This is a genomic window from Promicromonospora aerolata, from assembly GCF_042682255.1.
Classification (GTDB): Bacteria; Actinomycetota; Actinomycetes; order Actinomycetales; family Cellulomonadaceae; genus Promicromonospora; species Promicromonospora aerolata.
The window spans coordinates 5,796,971-5,819,517 of the sequence record NZ_JBHUHF010000001.1 but is presented as its reverse complement, the minus strand read 5'-3'; the positions used below and the strand labels follow the sequence as shown (position 1 = coordinate 5,819,517).

The window sequence follows — 22,547 nt, the reverse complement described above, 5'->3', positions numbered from 1 at the left end:
CTGGTCCCGTCCGGCCGACTACCGGTCCGGCTCCCCGGGACTACCCGGTCAGACCTTGACGGCCAGCACCGGGCACGGCGCCTCGACCAGGATCCGCTGGGCACCGGCGCCCAGGATCAGCTTGCCGACAGGGCTGCGCTTGCGCAGGCCGATCACGATCAGGGCCGCACCGGTGCTCGTCGCCGTGCGGATCAGGTCCTCGGCCAGGTCACCGGTGCCGTACTCCACCCGCACGTCGACCTCGTCCGCGAGCCGCGTGACGAACTCGTCGGTCTCGGCCCGGCACTCGTCCAGGGGCCGCTTGCCGTTGGTGACGACGACCAGCGGTATCCCCCGCTCCCTGGCCTCGGTGACAGCGGTACGCAGAGCCTCTTGGCCCTCGGGCGTGGCGAGGTGGCCGACGACGATCGTCATGTCCACCGACGCTACCCCACGCCGCGACCCCTGCCGTGCCTCACACGGCCGCCGCCTCCTCCGGTTCCGGTTCGCCGGGGAAGGAGCCACGGCTCCGCCGCACCCAACCGGGCGGCACTCCCCCGGCGAGCGCCCCGCGCAGCAGGAGCGCGAGCCGGTAGCCCGGGTCCACCCCGAGCGCGTCCGAGACCCGCTCGGCAGCCAGGCCGCCGTCGCCGCGCCACCATGCGACCAGTGCCAGCAGCAGGTAGGCCGGAGCCCGGCGGTTCCGCGGCACGTGCGTGACCACCGCCTCCAGCACGACGCTTGCGGCACGCGTGCCGTCCTCGTCCGGCGGCACGCCCTGGACCGGGTCGACGATCCGGGCCATGACCGTCCCCGTGGCCGCGTCGGTGTCACCGTCCAGCTCGCGGCGCGCGGTGCGCAACGCCGTCTCCTCCGTGTCCGGCGCCAGGCTCAGCAGCACGGCGTCCCGCACCGGGATGTCGGCGAGCGCCGCGCCGATCTTTCCGAGGTCCACCGGCGACAGGGCCACGGGCTGTCCGGGTTCTGCGGCTGCCGCGGCCCGCACGGCGGAGCGCCACAGGCCCAGGCTCTGGGCGCCCCACTCGGCCAGCGCCCGCTCGGCGCGCAGCCCGTGCACCGGGGCGGTCCGCGGGCCGGAGACCGCACCGGGGCGCCGCGCGGGGGCGTCGGCCGGAGCCGGGCCGTCGATGGGGCCGCCGCCCTCCGGGTACCTGGTTCCGTTCAGGAGCCGGCGGCGTGTGTCGGTCCAGCGGGCCGCCGCGCGGCGGGCCTGGGTGCGGGCCGCCTCGGGTGCGGGTCGCAGCGCGTACCGCTCCTCGCGCGTCCCGGCGACCGAACGGCCCTCCAGGACCATGTGGGCGGCCACCCGGCTGCCCTGCAGCGCGGTCAGGGGCCGGCCCTGGGGCGGGCAGCACGTCGGGTCGACGCAGTCGAGCGCCCGGAAGCCCGTGGGGGCCACGAGCCACACCTCGGTCCCGGGCAGCCTGCGCTCGAGCCGTGCGCGCAGCAGGTCCACGGCACGCCGGGCGGCGCTCGCCGGGACGGTCGGGTCGGTGGCGGTGTACAGGACCACGACCGCGCGGTCCGCGCCGTCGTCCACCACGTGGTCGGCGAGCCAGCGGGCGGTCGCCGCTCCGTCAGGTCCGTCCGGGTCGTCGGGCTGCCGCAGGCGGAGGTCGTCGAGGTCGACCCGGGCGACGAGCCCGACGCGCTGCCGTGGGCCGCTCAGGCTCACGGCGACGACGGACTCGGCCGGCACGAAGCCGAGCCGGTAGGGGATGTAGGCGAGCAGGTCCTCTGGTCCGGCGACGCGGACCACCGTCGCGTTCGGCACTGCCGACCGCCGGCCGAGGTTCTTCGAGGTGACGTCCTTGGGGTTCATGTCCTCGATCTCAGCCGCCCCGCGGGAGGACGGCGCGCCCAGGAGGGCGGTGTGGACAACGCCTGGTCTGTGGTCGGCCTCCGAGCGGCGCACTGTCCTCACGAGGGTCTCTCCGGCTACGGTGTCCGACGTGCCACACCTCGCCACCACCCGCCGCACGGCAGCGCTCGCCGCCGCCGTCGGGCTGGCGCTGGCAACCGGAGGGTGCGGCGCCGGGTCGGAGCCACCGGCGTCGGCGGCCACCGCGACAGGGACCGCGGAACCTCGTTCCGCCGTGTCCGGCGGGCCCGCCGAGCTGCCCACCTTCGACCCGTCGTCGGCCGTCGGCACCTACGCGGAGGAGTTCCCGCCCGACCTGTTCCCGATGCCGGAGGACGCGCTCCTGCTCGCGTCGTCGGCCAGAGCCGCACCAGCCCCGAAGAGGTCGAAGGGCTCGAAGGCCACGAGCCCTCCGATGACGCAGGTGACGCTCAACCTGGCGTCGAGCCGGCCCACCAAGAAGGTCGTCGCCCAGGTCGAGAAGATCCTGGTCGGCCAGGGCTTCGAGCAGATCGAGGCACCGGAGTCGAGCGGCCTCACCGCGCAGACCGCGTTCGTGCGGGTCTCCGAGGCGAAGTCCGGCGAGGTCCAGGAGTCGCTCATCGTCGGTGTGCTCGACGACGGCGAGCGGCGTCTCGCCACGATCAGCGGCACCGTCCGCACCCCATAGGCTTGGCCACGTGTCCGTCTCCCCCGCCCGTACCGGCGCCATGACCCCCTCAGCTCTGCTCGACGCCGAGAACCTCCGTGCCGACGTCGACGCCGCCGTGACCGCTCACCTCGCCCGGCTGACGGCCGAGGTCGGCGCGATCAGCCCGAACGCCGAGGCTCTGGTCGAGGAGGCGGCGGGCCTGCTCATGGGGGGCAAGCGCCTGCGGGCCGCGTTCTGCTACTGGTCCTTCCGTGCGCACGGCGGCGCCGCCGATCCGGCCGACCCGGCCCGCACCGCCACCGTGCGGGTGGGGGCGGCGCTCGAGCTGTTCCAGGCGGCGGCGCTGCTGCACGACGACGTGATGGACAACTCCGACACCCGCCGCGGCCGGCCGACCACGCACCGGGCGTTCGCAGCCAAGCACGCCGAGGCCGGCTGGTCCGGCGAGGCGGTGCGGTTCGGCGAGGCCGCCGCGATCCTGCTCGGCGATCTCGTGCTCCTCGCCGCTCAGCGCGAGCTGTCGGCGGCGCTCGCGCCCCTGCCCGCCGACGTCGCGGCGGCGGCCCGCGCTCGCTTCGACACCATGCAGAGCGAGGTCGTCGTCGGTCAGTACCTCGACGTGCTGGTCCAGGCGGAGCCGTGGGGCAGCGACCCGGCCTCGGACGAGGAGCGCGCCCGGAAGGTGCTGCGCGCCAAGTCCGCGAGCTACTCGGTGGCCGCGCCGCTCGCGCTCGGCGCGCTGCTCGCCGGCCGGGGCGCGGAGGCGGCGGCCGGGATCGAGGCCGCCGGCCTGCCCCTCGGCGAGGCGTTCCAGCTCCGGGACGACGTGCTCGGCATCTTCGGCGACCCCGCGGTCACGGGCAAGCCGGCCGGTGACGACCTGCGCGAGGGCAAACGCACCGTCGTCGTCGCGCGGACCCTGGCGCTGCTGCCCGACGTCGACGGACCCGAGGCGGCCACGCTGGCCGCGGCGCTGGGCGACCCGGACCTGTCCGAGGAGGACGTGGCCAAGGTCCGGGAGGTCATCGTCGGTTCGGGCGCGCTGGACGCGGTCGAACATCTGATCGACGACCTGTCCGTCCGTGCCCACGCCCTGCTGGAGCTCGCGCACCTGACCGAACCCGGTCGCGGCGTGCTGACCGACCTGGCCCACGCCGCGGTCGACCGAGCAGCCTGACCGGCTCGGGTCACCAGGTCCAGATGGTGACCTCGCCGCCCTGCTTCAGATGCTTGCCGGCCGCCGGCTTCATCTCCGTGACGCCTTCGCCGAACAGCTCGCCGAAGCCGCGGAGCAGCACCGTGTAGCCGGCCTCCTCGAGAGTGGCCCGGGCGTCTTCGACCGACATCCCGACGACGTCGGGCACCGTGCCCTCCGGGCCCTGGCTGACGACGATCGTCACGGTGCTGCCCTGCTGGGCGCCGGCCCCGCCCGCCGGATCCGTCTCGAGCACCGTGCCCGCCGGCACCTTCTCGTCGTAGCGGTCCTGCCGCTCGACACCGAGGCCCTCGGCCTCCAGCGCAGCGGTGGCCTCGTCGACGCCGAGTCCGACCACCTCGGGCACCGTGGCCGGCGGCGGGCCGTCCGACACGGTGAGCCGCACGTGCTCGTCCGTCGGCACCATGTCGCCGTCCCGGACGGAGGCCCAGATGACCTCGTCCCGCGCCCCGTCGTTCGTGTACTCGCGTGACACCTCGACGTCGGCGAGACCGGCGTCCCGCAGCGCGGCCTGCGCCGCCTCCGCCGTCATGCCGACCAGGCCCGTCGGCACCTCGGCCATCTCCTGCCCGAGCGAGACCACCAGGCGCACCGGCTCGTCACGGCGCCAGCGCTGACCCTCGTCGGGCACCGCCGAGATGACCTCGCCCTCGGGCACCTCCGAGTCGTGCTCGGCGGTGCTCGTCGGCGTCAGCCCGGCCTCGGTCAGCGTCTCCTCCGCCTGGGCGGCGGTGACCCCCACGACGCCGTCGGGCACCACCGCATAGGCACCCGGACCGCGTTCCGTGTACCACCAGGCGCTGAACAGGACGGCGACGACCGCGACGGCCAGCAGGAGCTTGCGCCCGCGTCGCGGCTTCTCCACCGGGGGCGGAGGCGGCTGTGGCGGGCGCTGGGCCGCCCAGCGTCCGGCGGCCGGCCGCTCCACCACCGCGGTCCGCGCAGCCTTCACGGCAGCCTGCGACGGCGGCGGCGCCGCGCTGGCGGGTATGTCCAGCACCTCGTTCGGGATCTGCTGGAACGTGTTCCGCAAGGCGTCGAGCGCTTCGGCGGCGTCGCTCGGACGCCGGTCCGGGTCGCGGGCGGTGAGCGCACGGACCAGCAGGTCCAGCGGGCGGCCCAGGTGGCCGGCGAATGCGCTCACCGGTGGCACGTCGCTGTTCACGTGCGCGTAGGCGACCTGGATGGGCCCCTCGCCCGCGTGCGGCAGGCGGCCGGTGAACATCTCGAACGCGAGGATCCCCACGGCGTACACGTCGGCGCGCGCGTCGACGTGCCCCGTGGAGATCGTCTCGGGCGCGAGGTACGCGACGGTGCCGAGCACCGTGCCCGTCGTGGTGTTGGACACCTCCGAGATGGCGCGAGCCAGGCCGAAGTCGGCCACCTTGGGGCGTCCGGTGCCCTGCTCCAGCAGCACGTTCTCCGGCTTGATGTCCCGGTGCACGATCCCCTTGGCGTGCGCAGCCGCCAGCGCCGACAGCACCACGTCGAGGACGGCGAACGACCGGCGCAGGGTGAGGTCCCCGTCGCGGATCAGCTCGCGCAGGTTGGTGCCCGGCACGTACTCCATGGTCAGGTAGCGCATGTCGCCGTCGGTGCCCTGGTCGTAGACCGCCACCACACCGTGATGCTGCAGCCCGGCCGCCGAGCGTGCCTCACGCTCGAAGCGCTGCCGGAAGCTCGCGGCCTGCTCCCCCTCCGCCAGGTGCGGGTGCATCACCTTCAGGGCGATCTCGCGGTTCAGACGCGTGTCGAGCGCCCGGTAGACCGTGGCCATGCCACCACGCGACACGCGCGCGACGATCTGGTACCGCCCGTCGACCAGGCGGCCGATGAGAGAGTCTGCCGTCACCTGAGCCACGGTGGGAGTGTACGGGTGACCACCGACGCCCCACCCGAAACACCCATAGCGGGCAGTGCGCCGTTGCCGGATCGTTGCGGCGTCCCGGAGCGGCTCCCCGTCGCATACCCTTCTACCGTGACAGATCTCGACGCCCTCGTGGGCGAATGGCTGACCCTCCCCGACCTTGCCGAAGCCCTCGACATCGAGGTCGGCAAGGCACGCGGGCTCGTCCGCGACCAGCATGTCGTCGGCATCAAGCGCGGCGAGCGCACCACCTTCCAGGTTCCCGCCAAGTTCGTGCTGCCGGAGGTCGACGGCCGCCCCGGTGTGATCCCGACGCTGCGCGGCACGGTGATCGTGCTGTCGGACGCCGGGTTCACCGAGGAGGAGATCCTCGAGTGGCTGTTCACGCCGAACGACGAGCTCGGTGAGCAGCCCGTGGACGCCCTGATCAACGGCAAGCGGGCCGCCGTGCGCCGGGTGGCGCAGACGCTGCTCTAGGCCCGGAGCATCTCCGCCACCTGGAACGCCAGCTCCAGCGACTGCTGGTGGTTCAGGCGCGGGTCCACGAGGGTCTCGTAGCGCAGGGCCAGGCCCGCGTCGGAGATCTCCTCGCTGCCGCCCAGCACCTCGGTGACGTCGTCCCCGGTGAGCTCCATGTGGAGACCGCCGGGGACGGTGCCCAGAGCTCGGTGCACCTCGAAGAAGCCGGCGACCTCGTCGAGCACGTCCGTCAGGCGACGGGTCTTGTACCCGCTGTCCGAGGTGATCGTGTTTCCGTGCATCGGGTCCGTCACCCACGTGACGTTCGCGCCGGACCAGGTCACGGCCTCGACGATCGCCGGCAGCACGTCCCGGACCTGGCCGGCGCCCATGCGCGTGACGAACGTCAGCCGGCCGGGGACGTTGTCCGGGTTGAGCCGCTCGGTGAGCGCCAAGGCGTCGTGCGGGGTGGTCGTGGGGCCCAGCTTCACGCCGATCGGGTTGGCGATGCGCGACATGAAGTCGACGTGGGCGCCGTCGAGCTGACGCGTGCGTTCCCCGATCCAGAGGAAGTGCGCGCTGGTGTCGTAGGCATGCCCCGTGCGCTGGTCGGTGCGGGTCATCGCGCGCTCGTAGTCGAGCACCAGGGCCTCGTGGCTCAGGAAGAACTCGACCGAGCGCAGGGCGTCGAAGTCGGCCCCGCACGCGTGCATGAACCGGATGGCGCGGTCGATCTCGTCCGCCGTCTTCTCATAGCGCGCGTACGCGGGGTTACGCATGAAGCCGCGGTTCCACTCGTGCACCTGGCGCAGGTCGGCGAAGCCGCCCTGCGTGAAGGCGCGCACCACGTTCGCGGTGGCCGCCGAGATCCGGTACGCCTGCTCGAGCCGCTCGGGGTCGGGGATGCGGGCCTCGGACGTGAACGGGAACCCGTTGATCATGTCGCCGCGGTAGGCGGGCAGCGTCACGCCGTCGCGCGTCTCCGTGTCGCTGGAGCGCGGCTTGGCGTACTGGCCCGCCATACGGCCCATCTTCACCACCGGCGTGCTGGCGCCGTGCGTGAGCACGACCGCCATCTGCAGGATGGTGCGGACCTTGTTGCGGATGCGGTCGGCGTTCGCCTCGGCGAACGTCTCCGCGCAGTCCCCGCCCTGGAGCAGGAACGCCTCGCCCCGGCCGGCGGCGGCGAGCCGCTCGGTCAGGGTGTCGGCCTGCGCGGGCACCACGATGGGCGCAGCCTGGGCCAGCCGGCCGGTGGCGGCGGCCAGCGCGTCTGCGTCCGGCCACGTGGGCTGCTGGCGCGCCGTGAGCGTGCGGTAGTGGTCGAGGCCTGTCAGGCCCGCCGACCGTTCGGCCGGATCTGTGACGGTGCTCATCGCTTCGCCGTTCGTGGTGCCCGCACCGTGCTCAATGCTCCGCGGGGGCGGCCGGCACGAGCGGCTGGCCGATGTCCGCGAGGATCTGCCCGAACCAGTCCTGCGAGACGTCGAACGCCTTGCCGCCGGCGATCCGCGGGAACGCGATCGCCTTGAGCCGGTCGCCGTCCTCCTCGTCGTGGCCGATGACGCCGGACTCCCCGCGCAGCGCGCACTCCACCGCGTAGTCGGTCATCGACTTGATCAGGCGCAGGTCGTCGCTGTTCGCGGCGGCGGCGCGCGAGTAGTAGCCCGACTTCTGCACCATCGTCTTCTCCGCGCCGAGCTTCTCCGCGAACTGCTTCGCGAACCACTGGCCCGGGTTGATCGTGTCGAGCTTCACGTGCCCGAACGGGTCACGCTCCACGGTCTCGCCCGCCGCCTCGAGCTGCGCGACGATCTCGTGCATGCCGGCACCCTCCGACAGGAAGATGTTGACGTTGCCGATCTCGTCCATGACGCCGCGCAGGCGCTTGGCCTCGCCCTCGAGGTCGATCTCGAGCTCCGGCAGGAAGACGGCGTGCACGTCCCAGCGCTCCCGGGACAGACCGAGGGCGGGTGCCCACTCCTGCTCGTCGAGCCACTCGCGGTACTTCCCGGCCGTCGCCGCCGTCAGCCAGCCGCAGTGCCGGCCCATGACCTCGTGCACGATCAGCATGCGCGGGCCCACGCGGTTCTCGCCGATGACGTTGGCGGCGAACTTCGCGCCCTCCTCGGCCGCGGTCCAAGCACCCAGCGACTGCTTGATCGGCACCACGTCGTTGTCGATGGTCTTCGGCAGGCCGACGACGGTCAGCTCGTAGCCGTTGTCGTGCAGGTACGCGGCGAGGTCGGCGGCCGTCGTGTTGGTGTCGTCACCGCCGATGGTGTGCAGCACGTCGACGCCGTCGGCCTTGAGCTGCTCCGCGGCGACGTGCAGGGGGTCCTGGCCCTCCTTGACGAGGCCGCGCTTGACCGCGTCCTTGACGTTGGTCAGCTTCACGCGCGAGTTGCCGATCGGCGAGCCGCCGAAGCGGTGCAGGACCGGGGCCTGCGCACGCGCCTCTTCGCCGATCTCGATCTTGTTGCCCGTCAGCAGGCCGTGGTAGCCGTGCAGGTAGGCGATGATCTCGATCTCGGGGTCGAGCTCGGTGTAACGCTCGATCAGGCCACCGACCGAGGACGACAGGCAGGGCGCGAAGCCGCCGGCGGTCAGCAGGGCGACACGACGAACAGCCATCTTCAGGAGCACCTCTCATCGGGGAAAGTCCACGGGCACCCCGGCCGGCGATCGCCCGCGCGGCACCCTTCGTCGTCATCCTACTGACGGCCGGGCACCGCGCCCGGCACGTCCGGTGAATGAGCAGTCCGGCGACCGGGTCCGCGGGGGCAGGTCCGTGCCGAACCGCAGGTTGCGCGTGGACCGGGGGACGGCGCACGGGTCGAACCGCAACTTGCACGTCGACCCGGGGATGCCGCGGGGTCGAACCGCAACCTGACAGTCGTTCTCGGTGCCGAGCCGAAGGTTGCTGGTCGCGACAAGCAGCGACCGACGTGCAGCTTGCGGCTCGGCACCGAGAACCACTGTCAACCTGCGGTTGAGAGACGGAGAACATCGACAACCTGCGGCTCGGCGACCGAGACCACCATTAACCTGCGGCTCGGCGACCGAGACCACCGCCAACCTACGGCTCGGCATCTAGAACCACCACCAACCTGCGGTTCGACACCCCGAACACCCATCAACCCGCAGCTCGGCAGCGGCCGATACGCCCTTTCCGAGAAGTTGCTCCTCGACTCGGGCCGGTGCCGCGTGAGAGACTCGCTGGGAGCCTCCCGGTGCCTAGCGGCCCGGGAGGCTTGCCGTTATGACGACATTTTCCGGCGCCCGGCCGCCACGACTCACCATCCGCCCGACGACGCCCGCCGACCGCCTCGTGCTGGAGCGGCTCTGGCTCTTGTTCCGGCACGACATGTCGGAGGTCTCGGGCGCACTCCCCGACGCGACCGGCCAGTTCCGGCGCGAACGCCTCGACGCCGCGTTCACCGATCCCGGCTGGCGCGGCTTCCTGGCCCACCTGGAGTCCGACGGCGCCCCGGCGTCACCGGTCGGATTCGCGCTCGTGCGTGGGCTCGACCGTCCCCACCGAGTACTGAGCTCGTTCTTCGTGGTGCGCGGAGCTCGCCGGAGCGGCGTCGGGCGGCAGCTCGCGGCGCACACGTTGGCGAGTTTGCCGGGCCGCTGGGAGATCGCGTTCCAGGACGACAACCCGCCGGCCGTGCGCTTCTGGCGGGCGGTGGCCACCGACGCCGTCGGGCAGGCGTGGACGGAAGAGCACCGAGCCGTTCCCGGTCGCCCCGACCTGCCGCCCGACACGTGGATCTCGCTCACCACGGGCTAGGGAGGCGCAGCGCTCCGGAACTCGCGGCCTCCGGAGCCGACCGCGGCCTCCGGAGACGACTTCGGTCGGTTGTTTCGGCTTCGGTCCGCCGAGGGACCGAACCCGAAACAACCGACCGAAGTCGCCGAACAGCGTCAGACCAACAGCCCCGTCAACCGATCAGGTGCAGGCTGTCCTTGTTCTTGTCCAGGTACAGCCGCTCGACGTCCCCGTCGAAGTCCTTCAGGAACACCGCCCGCTTCACGCTCTGCTTCGGCGTGAGGTAGCCGTTCTCGATGGTGAGGTCGCCCGCCAGCACGGTGTACTTGCGGATGGACTCCGCCGTCGAGACGGCCTTGTTGGCACGCTGCACCGCGGCGTCCAGCGCGGCCAGGACGTCGGGGTCCTTCCGGGCCTCGTCCACGGAGAGCGCCGGCTTGCCGTGCATCTTCAGCCAGCCCGGCAGGCCCTCGGCGTCGAGCGTGACGAGCGCACCGATGTACGGCTTGTTGTCGCCGACGACCACGCACTGGCTGACCAGCGCGTGCGCCCGGATGCGGTCCTCGAGCATCGAGGGCGCCACGTTCTTGCCGCCCGCCGTGACGATGATCTCCTTCTTGCGGCCGGTGATCGTGAGGAACCCGTCGTCGTCCAGCACGCCGAGGTCCCCGGTGCGGAACCAGCCGTCGTCGGTGAAGGCCTCCGCCGTCGCCGCCTCGTTCTTGTGGTACGCCCGGAAGATGTGGTGTCCCTTGAGCAGGATCTCCGAGTCGGCGGCGATCTTGACGCCGCAGCCGGGCAGCTGGAGACCGACGGAGCCGATCTTCGTCGCCGTCGGCCGGTTCACCGAGGTCGGTGCCGTGGACTCGGTGAGCCCGTAGCCCTCGAGCACCTTGAGGCCCAGGCCGCGGTAGAAGTGGCCGAGGCGCTCACCCAGCGGGCCGCCGCCCGACACCGCGAACTCCGCCTGGCCGCCCAGCTTGGCCCGCAGCTTGGAGTACACCAGGGCGCTGGCGACCTTGTGCTGCAGCTTGAGGCCCAGGCTCGGGCCCGACGGCGTGTCCAGTGCTCGCGACCAGGCGATCCCCGTCGCCGTCGCCCAGTGGAAGATCTTCGCCTTGCCGCCGGCCGCGGCCGTCTGCTCCGCGGTGTTGTAGACCTTCTCGAACACGCGCGGCACCGCGAGGATGAACGTGGGCTTGAACTCGCCCAGCCCGTTGACCAGCGTCGTCGTGTCGCCCCAGTGCCCGGTGACCACACCGCCCGCGATGGCGAGCACGTGGATGTAGCGCGCGAAGACGTGCGACATCGGGATGAACAGGAGGGTCCGTCCGCCCTCCTTGGCGAACACCTCGGGCACCGCCTCGACGGCGTTCACGGAGAGCGACGCGAAGTTGCGGTGGGTCAGCTCGGCGCCCTTGGGCCGGCCGGTCGTTCCCGAGGTGTAGATGATCGTGGCGAGGTCGTCCAGGTCGGCGATGGCTCGGCGGCGGGTGATCTCTGCGTCCGGCACGTCCGTGCCCTCGGCGGCCACCGCGTCCAGCGCGCCGTCGTCGATGACGAGCACGTCGGACAGCAGCGGGCAGGCTTCACGTACCTCGGCGACCGTGGCGGCGTTGCCCGCGGTCTCGGCGAAGACGAGCTTCACCTCGGCATCGGAAGCGATCCACTCGACCTGTTCGGCCGAGGAGGTCTCGTAGATCGGGACGGGCACCGCGCCCGCGGCCCAGACCGCGAAGTCCAGCACGGCCCACTCGTACCGGGTGCGGCACATGATGCCCACCCGCTCACCCGGCTCGATCCCGCGGGCCACGAGGCCCTTGGCCACAGCGACCACCTGGGCGTCGAACTGACCGGCCGTGACGACTCGCCAGGGCTCGCCCTCACCGCCGGGTACCTCCATCAGCGGCTTGTCGGCACCGGCGCCGACACGCTCCGCGAGTACGTCGTTGAGATTGGAGGTGGGGGGCAGCTCGATGAGAATCGGGCTGAAGATCTCGTCCATTCTGACTCCAGTGGCAGTACTGACCGTGCCTGCAAAGATACCGGGAAACGGACTCCGTGTGTTGCACTCCGTGCGGTCGCTACGCTGGGTGTGCGCACCTACCCGGTGCTACTCCCTTTTCGACGGTCCGTACGACCGTCGTGCAACGAGAGAACGTGAGGACGAATGCACGCCATCGGGGTCGACATCGGCGGCACCAAGATCGCTGTGGGAGTCGTGGACGAGGAAGGCAAGATCCTCGCCCAGGTGCGCCGGGAGACCGACGCCGACGACGTCGCGCACATCGACCGTGCGATCGCGGACGCCTGCAACGAGCTCGTCAAGGAGCACGAGGTGGGCGCGATCGGGCTGGCCGCCGCAGGCTTCGTGAGCCCGGACCGGACGTCCGTGAACTTCGCGCCCAACATCGCCTGGCGGGAGTACCCGCTGGCGGCGAAGGTCGCCGAGCTCGTGGACGCCGACCTGCCCATCGTGGTGGAGAACGACGCGAACGCGGCCGGCTGGGCCGAGTTCCGGTTCGGCGCGGGGCGCGACGCCACCGACATGCTCATGCTCACGGTAGGTACCGGCCTGGGCGGCGCCGTGATCTCCGAGCGGGAGCTCGTGCGCGGCAAGTGGGGCATGGCCGCGGAGGTGGGGCACATGCGGGTGGTGCCGGAAGGGCACTACTGCGGCTGCGGCCACGAGGGCTGCTGGGAGCAGTACGCGTCGGGCAGCGCACTCGAGCGCGACGCCCAGCACGCCGCCGTGGCGCGCGTGGAGCAGGCAGCCCGGCTGCTGGAGCTCGCGGGCGGCGACGCGGCCGACATCGAGGGCAAGATGGTCACGGAGGCCGCCCAGGAGGGCGACGCACTGTCCGTCGAGCTGCTGGCCACCCTGGGCCGCTGGATCGGCGAGGGCTCGGCGTCGGTCGCAGCCCTGCTCGACCCGGAGCTCATCGTCATCGGGGGCGGCGTCGGCGCGGCCGGGGACCTGCTGCTCGGCCCGGTGCGGCGCGGGTTCGAGGCGCAGCTGTCCGCCATGGGCCACCGGCCCGTCGCGAAGATCGAGCTGGCCGAGCACGGTAACGAGGCGGGCATCGTGGGCGCTGCCGACCTCGCCCGCCGCTGAGCCGAGACTCGCCCGGCGAGACAGAACGGCAGCGAGACAGAGCCAGAGCTCTGTCTCGCTGCCGTTCTACGTCGGATCAGACGACGGCGCCCGGGCCGTCGTCGTCCGGGTCCCGCTGGTGCGGCATGCGCCAGATCAGCACGCCCAGCCCCGCCACGAACAGGCCGACGCCGACCTGTCCGACCAACGGCGGGATCGCCACCGCCGGCACCGCCGCCGCCACGATCATCAAGATCAGAGCCAGCGTCGGCACCCCGACGACAAAGCTCCATGCCATCGTGAGCAGCGGGTCGCGGGACAGCAACGGGGGCGGCTCCGGGGGCGTGAAGTGCGACTCCGCCTCCTCGAGCGCCTCGGTCTCTGGCGACAGCGGCCAGTCGCGCGGCCCGGCGGGCAGGATCACGCGCGATCCGGTCGCCGGCTCGTCGCCGGCGGGGTCGTCCGCCGGGCCGTCGGCACGGGGTCCGGTGCGGCCGTCGGCGCGCTCCTCCGCGGCTGCCTCGTCATCGAGCCGCGAAGTCTGAGAGGATTCGGCGGGCTTCTCGGGGTCGGCGGCCACGCCGTCGGCCCGGGAGACGTCCATGTCGCCCAGAGTGGCGACGATGTCGGCCCAGCGTGAGGCCACGTCGTCGTCGCCCAGCTCGCGTGGGGTGTCGCCGGGTACGTCGTCGTCTCGGTCGTCGGTGTTCGATGCGGCCATGGGCACACTCTATTGTCGTCAGCGGGCCCGCGGGGCCGGGTCTTGAGGAGGAATCTTGTTCTACTGGGTGATGCGGAACGTGTTGGTCGGCCCGCTGCTGCGCCTCGCGTACCAGCCGTGGGTCATCGGCGCCAAGAATGTGCCACGAACCGGCCCCGCGATCATGGCCAGCAACCACCTGGCGGTGATCGACTCGTTCATCCTGCCGCTCCTCATCCCGCGCCGGGTGACCTTCCTCGCCAAGTCCGACTACTTCACGGGCAAGGGCATCAAGGGCAAGATCGTGGCCTGGTTCATGACCGGCATCGGCATGATCCCCGTGGACCGCTCCGGCGGCGCCGCGAGCGAGGCCGCGCTGCGCACGGGGTTGCGCGTGCTGCGCGAGGGCACCCTGTTCGGCATCTACCCCGAGGGCACCCGCAGCCCGGACGGCCGCCTCTACAAGGCGAAGACGGGCGTCGCCCGGATGGCGCTCGAGTCGGGCGCCCCGGTGATCCCCGTCGCGATGGTCGACACGGACGTCGCCCAGCCGCCGGGGCGCGGGCTGCCCACCTTCATGCCGCTCGGCGCCGTGATCGGCGAGCCCCTCGACTTCAGCCGGTACAAGGGCATGGAGACCGACAAGTTCGTGCTGCGCGCCGTCGCCGACGAGATCGAGTACGCCATCCTCGCGCTGTCGGGTCAGGAGTACGTCGACGCGTACGCCGCCAGCGCGAAGGAGCGCGTGGCGCGCGGCGAGGCGCCCATCCCCGCCGCCGAGGAGGGGCCCGGCGGGCTGCCGCTGCCGGAGGTCGGGAAGCCGAGGCGCCCGCGGCGCTGACCGCCGCGCCCGTGACCGGATCCGCGCAGCACTCCGGGTGCGGGCATCACACCGGGTGCGGGACCGGCTGGCTCGGATGGGGCTCGTCGCCGACCGCCGCCTGCGCCTCCGCCAGCGCCACCTCGAGCCGTGCGCGGACGTCCGCGTACCCGGGGTCGCCGGCCACGTTGCGCAGCTCGTCCGGGTCCCGCTCCAGGTCGTACAGCTCCCACTCGCCCGGGTACCGGCCCGGTCCGGTGCCCGGGAGCCCCAGCCCGTCGTTGTAGAAGTAGATCAGCTTGTACCGGGCGTCCCGGTAGCCGTAATGGGCGGCCGCGTGGTGGTTCCCGTCATCGTGCTCCCAGTAGCGGTAGTAGAGGCCCTCCGGCGCGTCGCCCGGGTCACCGTCGCCCGCCAGGTCCCCGAAGAAGCTGCGGCCCTGCATGCCCGGGTGGGGCGGCACGTCCGCGGCCTCCAGGACGGTCCGGGCCAGGTCGACGTTCGTGACGATACCGGCGTGCACCCCGCCGGCGGGCAGCCGCCGCGGGTAGGACAGCACGAACGGCATCCGGATCGACTCCTCGTACATGTACCGCTTGTCGAACCAGCCGTGGTCCCGCCGCGTGGTCATCGGTGAGGATCAGCACGATGTCGGGCTTGCGGGCGGATGCGCTCATATGGCCTGCCTACCAGACTGGAGCTGTCCCGACGAAGGAGCAGACCGTTGACCACCACCGCCGTCGACCTCGCCGCGCGCCTGGGTCGAACCGTCCTGTACCAGATCTACCCGCAGTCGTTCGCGGACGCCGACGGCGACGGGATCGGCGACCTGCCCGGCATCGCCGGACGCCTCGACTACCTCGCCTGGCTCGGCGTGGACGCGATCTGGATCAGCCCGTGCTTCGTCTCGCCGTTCGCCGACGCCGGGTACGACGTCGCGGACTTCTTCCAGATCGCCCCGCGGTACGGCACGAACGACGACCTGGCCCGGCTCACCGATGAGGCCGGCCGCCGTGGGATCTCCGTGCTGCTCGATCTCGTGGCCGGTCACACCTCCGACCAGCACCCGTGGTTCCGCGCGTCCGCCGACGATCCCGACGACCACCGGTTCATCTGGAGCGACGTGCCCGTGGACGGGTTCGAGCCCGGCCCCGGCCTGCGCGGCGGGTACTACCTACCGAACTTCTTCCCCGTCCAGCCCGCGCTGAACTACGGCTACGCGCGCCTCGACCCTGCCGAGCCCTGGCGCCAGCCGGTCGACGCGCCCGGCCCGCAGGCCAACCGCGCCGCGCTGCGCGAGATCATGGCGCACTGGTTCGACCTCGGGGTCGCCGGCTTCCGGGTCGACATGGCCTCGTCGCTCGTCAAGGACGACCCGGGGCACGTCGAGACGGGCCGCCTGTGGCGCGAGATGCGCGCCTGGCTGGACGACGCCTACCCGGGCCGCGTGCTGGTCAGCGAGTGGGGCAACCCGCGGGTGTCCGTCCCCTCCGGCTTCCACGCCGACTTCTTCCTCCAGTTCGGGGGCGACGACAACGGGCTCCCGATGCGGTCCCTGTGGAACAACAGCGCCGGCACCGTGAACCCCGCCTGGGCCGAGGTCCCCGCCTGGGCCGCCGCCGACGCGCGAGGTGACGCCGAGTCGTTCGCCCACGCCTGGCGCGAGGCGGCCGAGGCGATCGCCACCGCCGGACGCGGCGGGGTGGTGGGCCTGCCGACCTCGAACCACGACTTCACGCGGCTCGTCGCCGGCGACCGGGACGCCGATCAGGCGCGAGTGGGGCACGTGCTCACGATGACGTGGCCCGCCATGCCGTCCCTGTACTACGGGGACGAGATCGGCATGCGGTACGTGCCGGACACGCCGACGCTGGAGGGCTCTCGGCTGGGTCCGACCTACGACCGGTCGGGCTCACGCACCCCGATGCAGTGGGGCGACCTCCCGGACGGCACCCTGGGTCCTGGCAGTCCCGGCACGTCCAGGTACCTGCCACAGGACCCCGACCCGGACCGCCCGACCGTCGCCGGCCAGCTCGGCGACGCGGGCTCCCTGCTGCACCTGGTGCGCGAGCTCATCGCGCTGCGGCACGGCGACCACCGCCTCGACGTCGAGTCACCCGTCGAGGTGCTCGCCACGGCGTATCCCATGGCCTATCTCCGGGGCGGCACGCTCGCGGTCGTGCTCAACCCCGGCCGGGCGGCGGTCCAGCTGCCGCTCGACGGCGCGGCGAGCGCCCGGACGCTCCTGGCCCGGCGCTACCGGGCCGAGCCGAGGGAGGGGCAGCCCGACGTGGTGCACCTCGACGGTCACGGGTACGCCGTGCTGGACCTGGACGCGCCGGAGGACTCGCGGGCGGCGGGTTAACCTTGGCCGCGTGGAACTGATCCGTAAGGGCAAGGTTCGCGAGGTCTACGCGGACGGCGACGATGTGATCCTGGTGGCTTCCGACCGGGTGTCGGTGTACGACGTGGTGCTGCCGACGCCGGTACCGGACAAGGGCGCGATCCTCACCCAGATCTCGCTCTGGTGGTTCCGGCAGTTCGCCGACCTCGTGCCCAACCACGTGATCAGCGAGGACGTCCCCGAGGAGTGGAAGGGCCGCGCGGTCCGCTGCAAGCGCCTGGAGATCGTGCCGGTCGAGTGCATCGTGCGCGGCTACCTCGCGGGCGGCGGCCTGGAGAGCTACCGCGAGACGGGCAGCGTGTCCGGTGTCGCGTTCCCGCCCGGCCTGGTCGAGGCCGACCGGCTGCCGCAGCCCGTCTTCACGCCGTCGACGAAGGCGGACGAGGGTCACGACGAGTACATCTCCGTCGAGGAGATCGCCGAGGACCTGGGTGAGGAGACGACGAACCGGCTGCGCGACCTGTCGCTGGAGATCTACGACCGCGGCGCCGAGATCGCCCGCGAGCGCGGCGTGCTGATCGCGGACACGAAGTTCGAGTTCGGGAAAGACGCGGACGGCGTGCTGACGCTGGCCGACGAGGTGCTCACGCCCGACTCGTCGCGCTTCTGGAAGGCGAGCGAGTACGAGCCGGGTCGTGGGCAGTGGTCCTACGACAAGCAGTTCGTGCGCGACTGGTCCTCCACGCTGACCGGCTGGGACCGCACCTACCCCGGCCCCGAGATCCCGGCCGACGTGGTCGCCGAGACCCGGGCCCGGTACATCGAGATCTACGAGCAGCTGACGGGCGACACCTGGACCTGACCCGTTGAGCCCTGGCTAGTTGAGTGCTGGCTATTTGCGGGCCCACGGGCCGATTCTCCGCAGATACCCAGCACTCAACGAAGCGGGCGTACAGGAGTGTCAGTGACGCCAGCTAGCGTGCTCGGCGTGAGCACCACCGCATCTGCGTACCAAGCAACGTTCGAGGAGCTCGGCACACCGCTGCGGGACGTGACCTTCGTGGTGGTCGACCTCGAGACCACGGGCACGAACGCCAAAGAGGGCGGCATCACCGAGATCGGTGCCGTGAAGGTGCGCGGCGGGGAGGTGCTGGGCGAGTTCCAGTCGCTCGTGAACCCGGGGCAACCGGTCCCGGCCTTCATCGCGCGGTTGACCGGCATCACCAACGCCATGGTGGCGACGGCACCGGACATCGCACTGGTGCTGCCCAGCTTCCTGGAGTTCGCCCGCGACACGGTGCTCGTGGCGCACAACGCGCCGTTCGACGTCGGCTTCCTCAAGGCCATGTGCGCCCGGCTCGACTACCCGTGGCCGGGGTTCGACGTCGTGGACACGGTGCCGCTGGCCCGGCGCCTGGTCACGCGGGACGAGGCACCCAACCACAAGCTGTCCACGCTCGCGAAGCTGTTCCGCGCCTCCGTCTCCCCCGAGCACCGTGCCCTGGCTGACGCGCGGGCCACCGTGGACGTGCTGCACGCACTCTTCGACCGTCTGGCACCCCTGGGCGTCACCCACCTCGAGGACCTCGCGACGGCCGCCGACCCGGTACCGCCGGAGGTGCGCCGCAAGCGGCACCTCGCCGACGACCTGCCCGACGCTCCCGGCGTCTACCTGTTTCGCGGCCCGGGCGACGAGGTCCTGTACGTCGGTACCTCGGTCAACATCCGCAAGCGTGTGCGCTCCTACTTCACCGCCGCCGAGAAGCGGAAGCGGATCGCGGAGATGGTGCGCATCGCCGAGCGGGTCACGCCGGTCGCGTGCGCCACCCCGCTGGAGGCCCAGGTCCGCGAGCTCCGGCTCATCACGGAGCACGCGCCGCGCTACAACCGGCGCTCGAAGTTCCCGGAGCGGCACTCCTGGGTGCGCCTCACCGACGAGGCCTACCCGCGGCTCTCGGTCGTGGGCGGCGTGGTGGCGGGCGCTGCGCACATCGGCCCGTTCGCGTCCCGGCGCACCGCGCAGGACGCCGTCCACGCGCTGCACGACGCTCTGAACCTGCGCCAGTGCACCGCGCGCATCCCGCTCGTGTCCAAGAACCCCGGGAGCCCGTGCGCCCTGGCCGGCATGGGCCGCTGCTCGGCCCCGTGCGTGGCGACCAACGCACCCGACACCTCCTACGCCCCCGTGGCCGACGCCGCCCGCCGTGCCCTCACCGGTGACCCCGCCCCGGTGGTGCGGGCGCTGTCGGACCGCATCGCCACGCTCGCCCACCAGGAGCGGTACGAGGAGGCCGGCGAGGTCACCCGACGGCTGCGCGCGTTCGTCTCCGGCGCCCACCGGGCGCAACGGCTGACGCCGCTCGCGGCGTGCGCCGAGCTGGTCGCGGCGCGCCCCTCCGGCATCGGCGACGCCCCCGGCCGGCCGGGCGGGTGGGAGCTCGTGGTGATCAAGCACGGACGGCTCGCCGCTACCGACGTCTCGGCGCCCGGTGCGAGTCCCCTTCCGCTGGTCGCCGCGCTGCGCACGACGGCGGAGCATGTCGAGCCGCCGGTCGCCCCCGCGCCCGCCGCGCACCCGGAGGAGACCGACCTGCTGATCGCGTGGCTCGACTCCCCGGGCGTGCGCCTGGTGCATCTCAGCGACACGTGGGCGTGCCCGGTCCGCGCGGCCGGGGCGCACGCGGACCTGACGTGGGCGTCGGAACGGGTGCGCAACGAGATGGACGAGGCCACGCCCGCTCGGGAACCCGAGAACGCGCGGCACGTGGATACGATGACGGCATGCTGACCGCGATCGTCCTCATCGACGCCGAGACGTCCCGCATCCCCGAGGTCGCGCAGGAGGTCGCGAACATCGACGGGGTGAGCGAAGTCTTCTCCGTGACGGGCAAGACCGACCTCGTCGCCATCGTGCGCGTACCCGAGCACGAACAGCTCGCCGGGGTCGTGTCCGACACCGTGAACAAGGTGCCCGGCGTGCAGAACACCGAGACCCTCATCGCGTTCCGCGCGTTCTCGAAGGCGGACCTGGAGCAGGCGTTCGCCCTCGGGCTCGACGACTAGTCCCTGTCACGACTGGTCCGTCGTCGAGCCCTGCTCGGCGGCCTACGGCTCGCCTGCGTGCCCGGTAACAGGTGCCTAGGCGTCGTCCCGCTGGCCGCTGACGGCGCCCGCCCCGGCGCCGGTCGGCGCCTTCGGCTCGATCTCGTCGTGGTGCCCCGGGTCGTGGTGCCCGTGCGAGTGCGCGGCCTCGAGCTCGGCGGGCGTGACGGGCGAGACGCGGTCCTCGTAGAAGAAGCGGGAGATCTTCTGCCAGCGCCGGTCGGACCTGTAGCCCTGACGCCGTACGCCGCGCGCGTCCGTGAGGGGCTGGATCTCCAGCGGCGCGGGCGACTCGTAGTTGACGCGCAGCCAGCGCTCCTCCTCCTCGAGCGGCGTGTGCACCTCGATGTACTCGCCGTTCGCGAACCGCACGATGCGGCCGGACTCGTGGCCGTGCAGCACGAGCTCGCGGTCCTTGCGCTGCAGCCCGAGGCACACGCGTTTGGTCACCCAGAAGCCGAGCACCGGACCCACGAAGATGAGCACGCGCAGCGCCCACGTGATCGCGAAGATGTCGAGCGAGAAGTGCGTGGCGATGAGGTCGTTCGTGGCCGCCAGGGCACAGACCACGAAGGCCACGAGGAGCGCCACACCCATCCCGGTGCGCACGGGCCGGTTGCGGGGCCGGTCGAGCACGTGGTGCTCCCGGTGGTCACCGGTGACCTTCGCCTCGAGGAACGGCCAGCCGAACAGCAGCGTGAACAGGATGCCCGGCACCACCAGGGCAGGAATGATCAGGTTCATGCTCAGCGTGTACCCGCCGATGACCCACTCCCAGCCCGGTCCGGGCATGAGGCGCAGCGCGCCGTCGACGAACAGGATGTACCAGTCCGGCTGCGTGCCCGCCGAGACCGGCGACGGGTCGTACGGCCCGTAGTTCCACACGTTGTTGATCGCCATCGTGGCGCCCATCAGGGTCAGCACGCCGGCGATGATGAAGAAGTTGCCGGTCATCTTGGCGACGTAGACCGGGAGGGCCGGGTAGCCGACCACGTTCTTGTCGGTGCGGCCACCGCCCGGGTACTGCGTGTGCTTCTGCAGCACCATGAGGAACAGGTGCAGCGCGATGAGGGCGATCAGCAGGCCGGGGATCACGAAGATGTGCAGGGTGAAGAGCCGCGGAATGATGTGGTGCCCGGGGAACTCGCCGCCGAACACCAGGATCGACAGCCCGGAACCGATCACCGGGATCGACTTGACCACACCGTCGATGATGCGCAGGCCGTTGCCGGAGAGCACGTCGTCGGGCAGCGAGTAGCCCGTGAAGCCCGCCGCCAGCGCCAGGATCAGCATGACCGCGCCGACCAGCCAGTTGACCTCGCGCGGCTTGCGGAACGCACCGGTGAAGAAGATCCGGAACATGTGCACCACGATGGAGGCCACGAAGATCAGCGCCGCCCAGTGGTGGATCTGCCGCATCAGCAGCCCGCCGCGCACCTCGAACGACATCTCGACGGTCGAGGCGAACGCCGCCGACATCAGCTGGCCCTCCATGGACGCCGGGTGCTCACCCTCGTAGCGCACCAGGGCCATGGACGGTTCGAAGAACATCGTCAGGAAGAAGCCCGAGGCGATCAGCACGACGAACGAGAACAGGGCGATCTCGCCCAGCATGAAGGACCAGTGGTCCGGGAAGACCTTGCGCGCGAACTCCTTGACCAGCACACCGATGCTGGTGCGCTGGTCCAGATAGTCGGCCGCCTTGCCGACACCGGTCGGACGTTGCTGCTGTGCCACGCCATCACTCCTGGAGTAGGAGACACGCTGTCTTGCCAGTAGACCCAGTAGACACCGTGCCAGGTGCTGCTTTCCACCCCAATGACGAATCAGCGACCCGATCCGTGACACAAGAGATCCGGCGCACCCCGGGGTACTGCCCCGGGGTGCGCCGGATCCGGTCAGCCGGTCAGGCCGACGGGACGACCAGACCCGCGGTCTGCGTCTTGGCGCGGCCCAGGCGCTCGGAGACGTTGCTCCAGGACACCAGGTTCCACCAGGCCTTGATGTAGTCCGGGCGCACGTTCAGGTAGTCGATGTAGTAGGCGTGCTCCCAGCAGTCCAGCATCAGGACCGGGGTGAGCGCGAAGGGAATGTTGCCCTGCTGGTCGAACAGCTGCACCACGACCAGCTTCTGACCGATGGAGTCCCAGGCCAGGACGGCCCAGCCGGAACCCTGCACACCAGCGGCGACGGCCGTGAAGTGCGCCTTGAACTTCTCGAACGACCCGAAGTGCTCGTCGATCGCCGCGGCGATGTCGCCGGTCGGCTCACCGCCGGCCTCAGGCGCCATGTTCGTCCAGAAGATCGAGTGGTTGATGTGCCCACCGAGGTTGAACGCGAGGTCCTTCTCGATCTTGTTGACGTTTGCCAGGTTGCCCGTCTCGCGGGCCTCCTCGAGCTGCTCGAGGGCAGTGTTCGCGCCCTTGACGTACGTCGCGTGGTGCTTGGAGTGGTGCAGCTCCATGATCTTGCCCGAGATGTGCGGCTCGAGCGCGGCGTAGTCGTAGGTCAGGTCAGGGAGCGTGTAGACAGCCATTGCTGAGGTACCTCCAGGATGGGGCCGCACACCGGACGGTGTGCGGGGGGAAGACGCCGTCCTGGTCGCGCGCCGAGTGGTGCCCGCCGGGACGGCAATGGCCCGCGTCCCCCGGCCGCAT

20 protein-coding genes are annotated in these 22,547 nt (G+C 71.7%); 10 read left to right on the top strand and 10 right to left on the bottom strand.

From position 1 onward, the window contains the following. Nucleotides 1-48 precede the first annotated feature (48 nt). Together ACFSL2_RS25975 and ACFSL2_RS25970 are read right to left on the bottom strand one after the other, a co-directional pair. Entirely contained in the window at nt 49-414 is a 366-nt protein-coding gene (locus ACFSL2_RS25975) for a universal stress protein (RefSeq protein ID WP_377200612.1), read from the bottom strand. A 40-nt stretch (nt 415-454) separates the two neighbouring features. Continuing rightward, complete coding sequence (locus ACFSL2_RS25970; RefSeq protein ID WP_377200611.1) at nt 455-1,822, bottom strand: DUF4192 domain-containing protein; 1,368 nt, start codon at nt 1,820-1,822, stop codon at nt 455-457. Between the two features lie 130 nt (nt 1,823-1,952). On the opposite strand from ACFSL2_RS25970, the gene ACFSL2_RS25965 reads away from it, so the two are divergent. Then, nucleotides 1,953-2,531 carry a hypothetical protein gene (locus tag ACFSL2_RS25965; RefSeq protein WP_377200610.1) on the top strand — a complete coding sequence of 193 codons (579 nt, stop codon included), beginning with the start codon at nt 1,953-1,955 and terminating at the stop codon, nt 2,529-2,531. 10 nt (nt 2,532-2,541) lie between these two features. Beyond that, nucleotides 2,542-3,690: a polyprenyl synthetase family protein gene (locus ACFSL2_RS25960; RefSeq protein ID WP_377200609.1), complete on the top strand. Its 1,149-nt coding sequence runs from the start codon at nt 2,542-2,544 to the stop codon at nt 3,688-3,690. A 10-nt stretch (nt 3,691-3,700) separates the two neighbouring features. Here the strand turns inward: ACFSL2_RS25960 and pknB are convergent, their stop codons facing one another. Continuing rightward, nucleotides 3,701-5,581: a Stk1 family PASTA domain-containing Ser/Thr kinase gene (gene pknB, locus ACFSL2_RS25955; protein ID WP_377200608.1), complete on the bottom strand. Its 1,881-nt coding sequence runs from the start codon at nt 5,579-5,581 to the stop codon at nt 3,701-3,703. Nucleotides 5,582-5,707: 126 nt separating this feature from the next. Here pknB and ACFSL2_RS25950 point away from each other — a divergent pair, with 126 nt between their 5' ends. Then, complete coding sequence (locus tag ACFSL2_RS25950; RefSeq protein WP_377200607.1) at nt 5,708-6,073, top strand: Rv2175c family DNA-binding protein; 366 nt, start codon at nt 5,708-5,710, stop codon at nt 6,071-6,073. On the opposite strand, the gene ACFSL2_RS25945 is transcribed toward ACFSL2_RS25950, so the two are convergent. Both ACFSL2_RS25945 and ACFSL2_RS25940 read right to left on the bottom strand, forming a co-directional pair. After that, nucleotides 6,070-7,431 (bottom strand): class II 3-deoxy-7-phosphoheptulonate synthase, encoded by a 1,362-nt coding sequence (locus ACFSL2_RS25945; protein ID WP_377200606.1) that lies wholly within the window; start codon nt 7,429-7,431, stop codon nt 6,070-6,072. The two genes, ACFSL2_RS25950 and ACFSL2_RS25945, sit on opposite strands and share 4 nt — an antisense overlap. Nucleotides 7,432-7,462: 31 nt before the next feature. Next, nucleotides 7,463-8,689: a pyrophosphate--fructose-6-phosphate 1-phosphotransferase gene (locus ACFSL2_RS25940; RefSeq protein ID WP_377200605.1), complete on the bottom strand. Its 1,227-nt coding sequence runs from the start codon at nt 8,687-8,689 to the stop codon at nt 7,463-7,465. Between the two features lie 628 nt (nt 8,690-9,317). Here ACFSL2_RS25940 and ACFSL2_RS25935 point away from each other — a divergent pair. Continuing rightward, nucleotides 9,318-9,851, top strand: coding sequence for a GNAT family N-acetyltransferase (locus ACFSL2_RS25935; protein WP_377200604.1), 534 nt, complete (start codon nt 9,318-9,320; stop codon nt 9,849-9,851). Nucleotides 9,852-10,002: 151 nt separating this feature from the next. On the opposite strand, the gene ACFSL2_RS25930 is transcribed toward ACFSL2_RS25935, so the two are convergent. Further along, nucleotides 10,003-11,835, bottom strand: coding sequence for an AMP-dependent synthetase/ligase (locus tag ACFSL2_RS25930; protein WP_377200603.1), 1,833 nt, complete (start codon nt 11,833-11,835; stop codon nt 10,003-10,005). 165 nt (nt 11,836-12,000) lie between these two features. Here ACFSL2_RS25930 and ACFSL2_RS25925 point away from each other — a divergent pair, with 165 nt between their 5' ends. Then, the gene (locus tag ACFSL2_RS25925) at nt 12,001-12,945 is read left to right on the top strand and encodes an ROK family glucokinase (RefSeq protein WP_377200602.1); all 945 of its coding nucleotides are present in this window, start codon (nt 12,001-12,003) and stop codon (nt 12,943-12,945) included. Between the two features lie 76 nt (nt 12,946-13,021). Here the strand turns inward: ACFSL2_RS25925 and ACFSL2_RS25920 are convergent, their stop codons facing one another. Beyond that, complete coding sequence (locus ACFSL2_RS25920) at nt 13,022-13,645, bottom strand: hypothetical protein (RefSeq protein ID WP_377200601.1); 624 nt, start codon at nt 13,643-13,645, stop codon at nt 13,022-13,024. A gap of 55 nt (nt 13,646-13,700) precedes the next feature. Between ACFSL2_RS25920 and ACFSL2_RS25915 the strand changes: the two genes are divergently transcribed. Continuing rightward, a complete protein-coding gene (locus ACFSL2_RS25915; RefSeq protein WP_377200600.1) occupies nt 13,701-14,465 on the top strand; it encodes a lysophospholipid acyltransferase family protein in 765 nt (254 codons plus the stop codon). A gap of 46 nt (nt 14,466-14,511) precedes the next feature. Here the strand turns inward: ACFSL2_RS25915 and ACFSL2_RS25910 are convergent, their stop codons facing one another. Continuing rightward, nucleotides 14,512-15,075 carry a sulfatase/phosphatase domain-containing protein gene (locus ACFSL2_RS25910; protein ID WP_377200599.1) on the bottom strand — a complete coding sequence of 188 codons (564 nt, stop codon included), beginning with the start codon at nt 15,073-15,075 and terminating at the stop codon, nt 14,512-14,514. Between the two features lie 93 nt (nt 15,076-15,168). Between ACFSL2_RS25910 and ACFSL2_RS25905 the strand changes: the two genes are divergently transcribed. The 4 genes from ACFSL2_RS25905 (at nt 15,169) to ACFSL2_RS25890 (ending at nt 19,851) form a co-directional block, all read left to right on the top strand. Then, complete coding sequence (locus ACFSL2_RS25905; RefSeq protein ID WP_377200598.1) at nt 15,169-16,809, top strand: alpha-amylase family glycosyl hydrolase; 1,641 nt, start codon at nt 15,169-15,171, stop codon at nt 16,807-16,809. A 10-nt stretch (nt 16,810-16,819) separates the two neighbouring features. Further along, entirely contained in the window at nt 16,820-17,650 is an 831-nt protein-coding gene (locus tag ACFSL2_RS25900) for a phosphoribosylaminoimidazolesuccinocarboxamide synthase (RefSeq protein ID WP_377200597.1), read from the top strand. Between the two features lie 126 nt (nt 17,651-17,776). Further along, nucleotides 17,777-19,576 (top strand): DEDD exonuclease domain-containing protein, encoded by a 1,800-nt coding sequence (locus ACFSL2_RS25895; RefSeq protein WP_377200596.1) that lies wholly within the window; start codon nt 17,777-17,779, stop codon nt 19,574-19,576. Next, complete coding sequence (locus ACFSL2_RS25890; RefSeq protein WP_253867636.1) at nt 19,570-19,851, top strand: Lrp/AsnC family transcriptional regulator; 282 nt, start codon at nt 19,570-19,572, stop codon at nt 19,849-19,851. The genes ACFSL2_RS25895 and ACFSL2_RS25890 overlap by 7 nt, the downstream gene beginning before the upstream one ends. Before the next feature lie 75 nt (nt 19,852-19,926). Here the strand turns inward: ACFSL2_RS25890 and qcrB are convergent, their stop codons facing one another. Both qcrB and ACFSL2_RS25880 read right to left on the bottom strand, forming a co-directional pair. Beyond that, the gene (qcrB, locus tag ACFSL2_RS25885; protein ID WP_377200595.1) at nt 19,927-21,627 is read right to left on the bottom strand and encodes a cytochrome bc1 complex cytochrome b subunit; all 1,701 of its coding nucleotides are present in this window, start codon (nt 21,625-21,627) and stop codon (nt 19,927-19,929) included. A 169-nt stretch (nt 21,628-21,796) separates the two neighbouring features. Next, nucleotides 21,797-22,426, bottom strand: a complete 630-nt coding sequence (locus ACFSL2_RS25880; RefSeq protein ID WP_377200594.1) for a superoxide dismutase — start codon at nt 22,424-22,426, stop codon at nt 21,797-21,799. Nucleotides 22,427-22,547: the final 121 nt, after the last annotated feature.

Bases quoted from the DNA above. Each gene is read 5' to 3' on its own strand.
- ACFSL2_RS25975 (WP_377200612.1), bottom strand. From the start codon at position 414: ATGACGATCGTCGTCGGCCACCTCGCCACGCCCGAGGGCCAAGAGGCT.
- ACFSL2_RS25970 (WP_377200611.1), bottom strand. From the start codon at position 1,822: ATGAACCCCAAGGACGTCACCTCGAAGAACCTCGGCCGGCGGTCGGCA.
- ACFSL2_RS25945 (WP_377200606.1), bottom strand. From the start codon at position 7,431: ATGAGCACCGTCACAGATCCGGCCGAACGGTCGGCGGGCCTGACAGGC.
- ACFSL2_RS25940 (WP_377200605.1), bottom strand. From the start codon at position 8,689: ATGGCTGTTCGTCGTGTCGCCCTGCTGACCGCCGGCGGCTTCGCGCCC.
- ACFSL2_RS25935 (WP_377200604.1), top strand. From the start codon at position 9,318: ATGACGACATTTTCCGGCGCCCGGCCGCCACGACTCACCATCCGCCCG.
- ACFSL2_RS25930 (WP_377200603.1), bottom strand. From the start codon at position 11,835: ATGGACGAGATCTTCAGCCCGATTCTCATCGAGCTGCCCCCCACCTCC.
- ACFSL2_RS25925 (WP_377200602.1), top strand. From the start codon at position 12,001: ATGCACGCCATCGGGGTCGACATCGGCGGCACCAAGATCGCTGTGGGA.
- ACFSL2_RS25920 (WP_377200601.1), bottom strand. From the start codon at position 13,645: ATGGCCGCATCGAACACCGACGACCGAGACGACGACGTACCCGGCGAC.
- ACFSL2_RS25910 (WP_377200599.1), bottom strand. From the start codon at position 15,075: ATGACCACGCGGCGGGACCACGGCTGGTTCGACAAGCGGTACATGTAC.
- ACFSL2_RS25890 (WP_253867636.1), top strand. From the start codon at position 19,570: ATGCTGACCGCGATCGTCCTCATCGACGCCGAGACGTCCCGCATCCCC.
- ACFSL2_RS25880 (WP_377200594.1), bottom strand. From the start codon at position 22,426: ATGGCTGTCTACACGCTCCCTGACCTGACCTACGACTACGCCGCGCTC.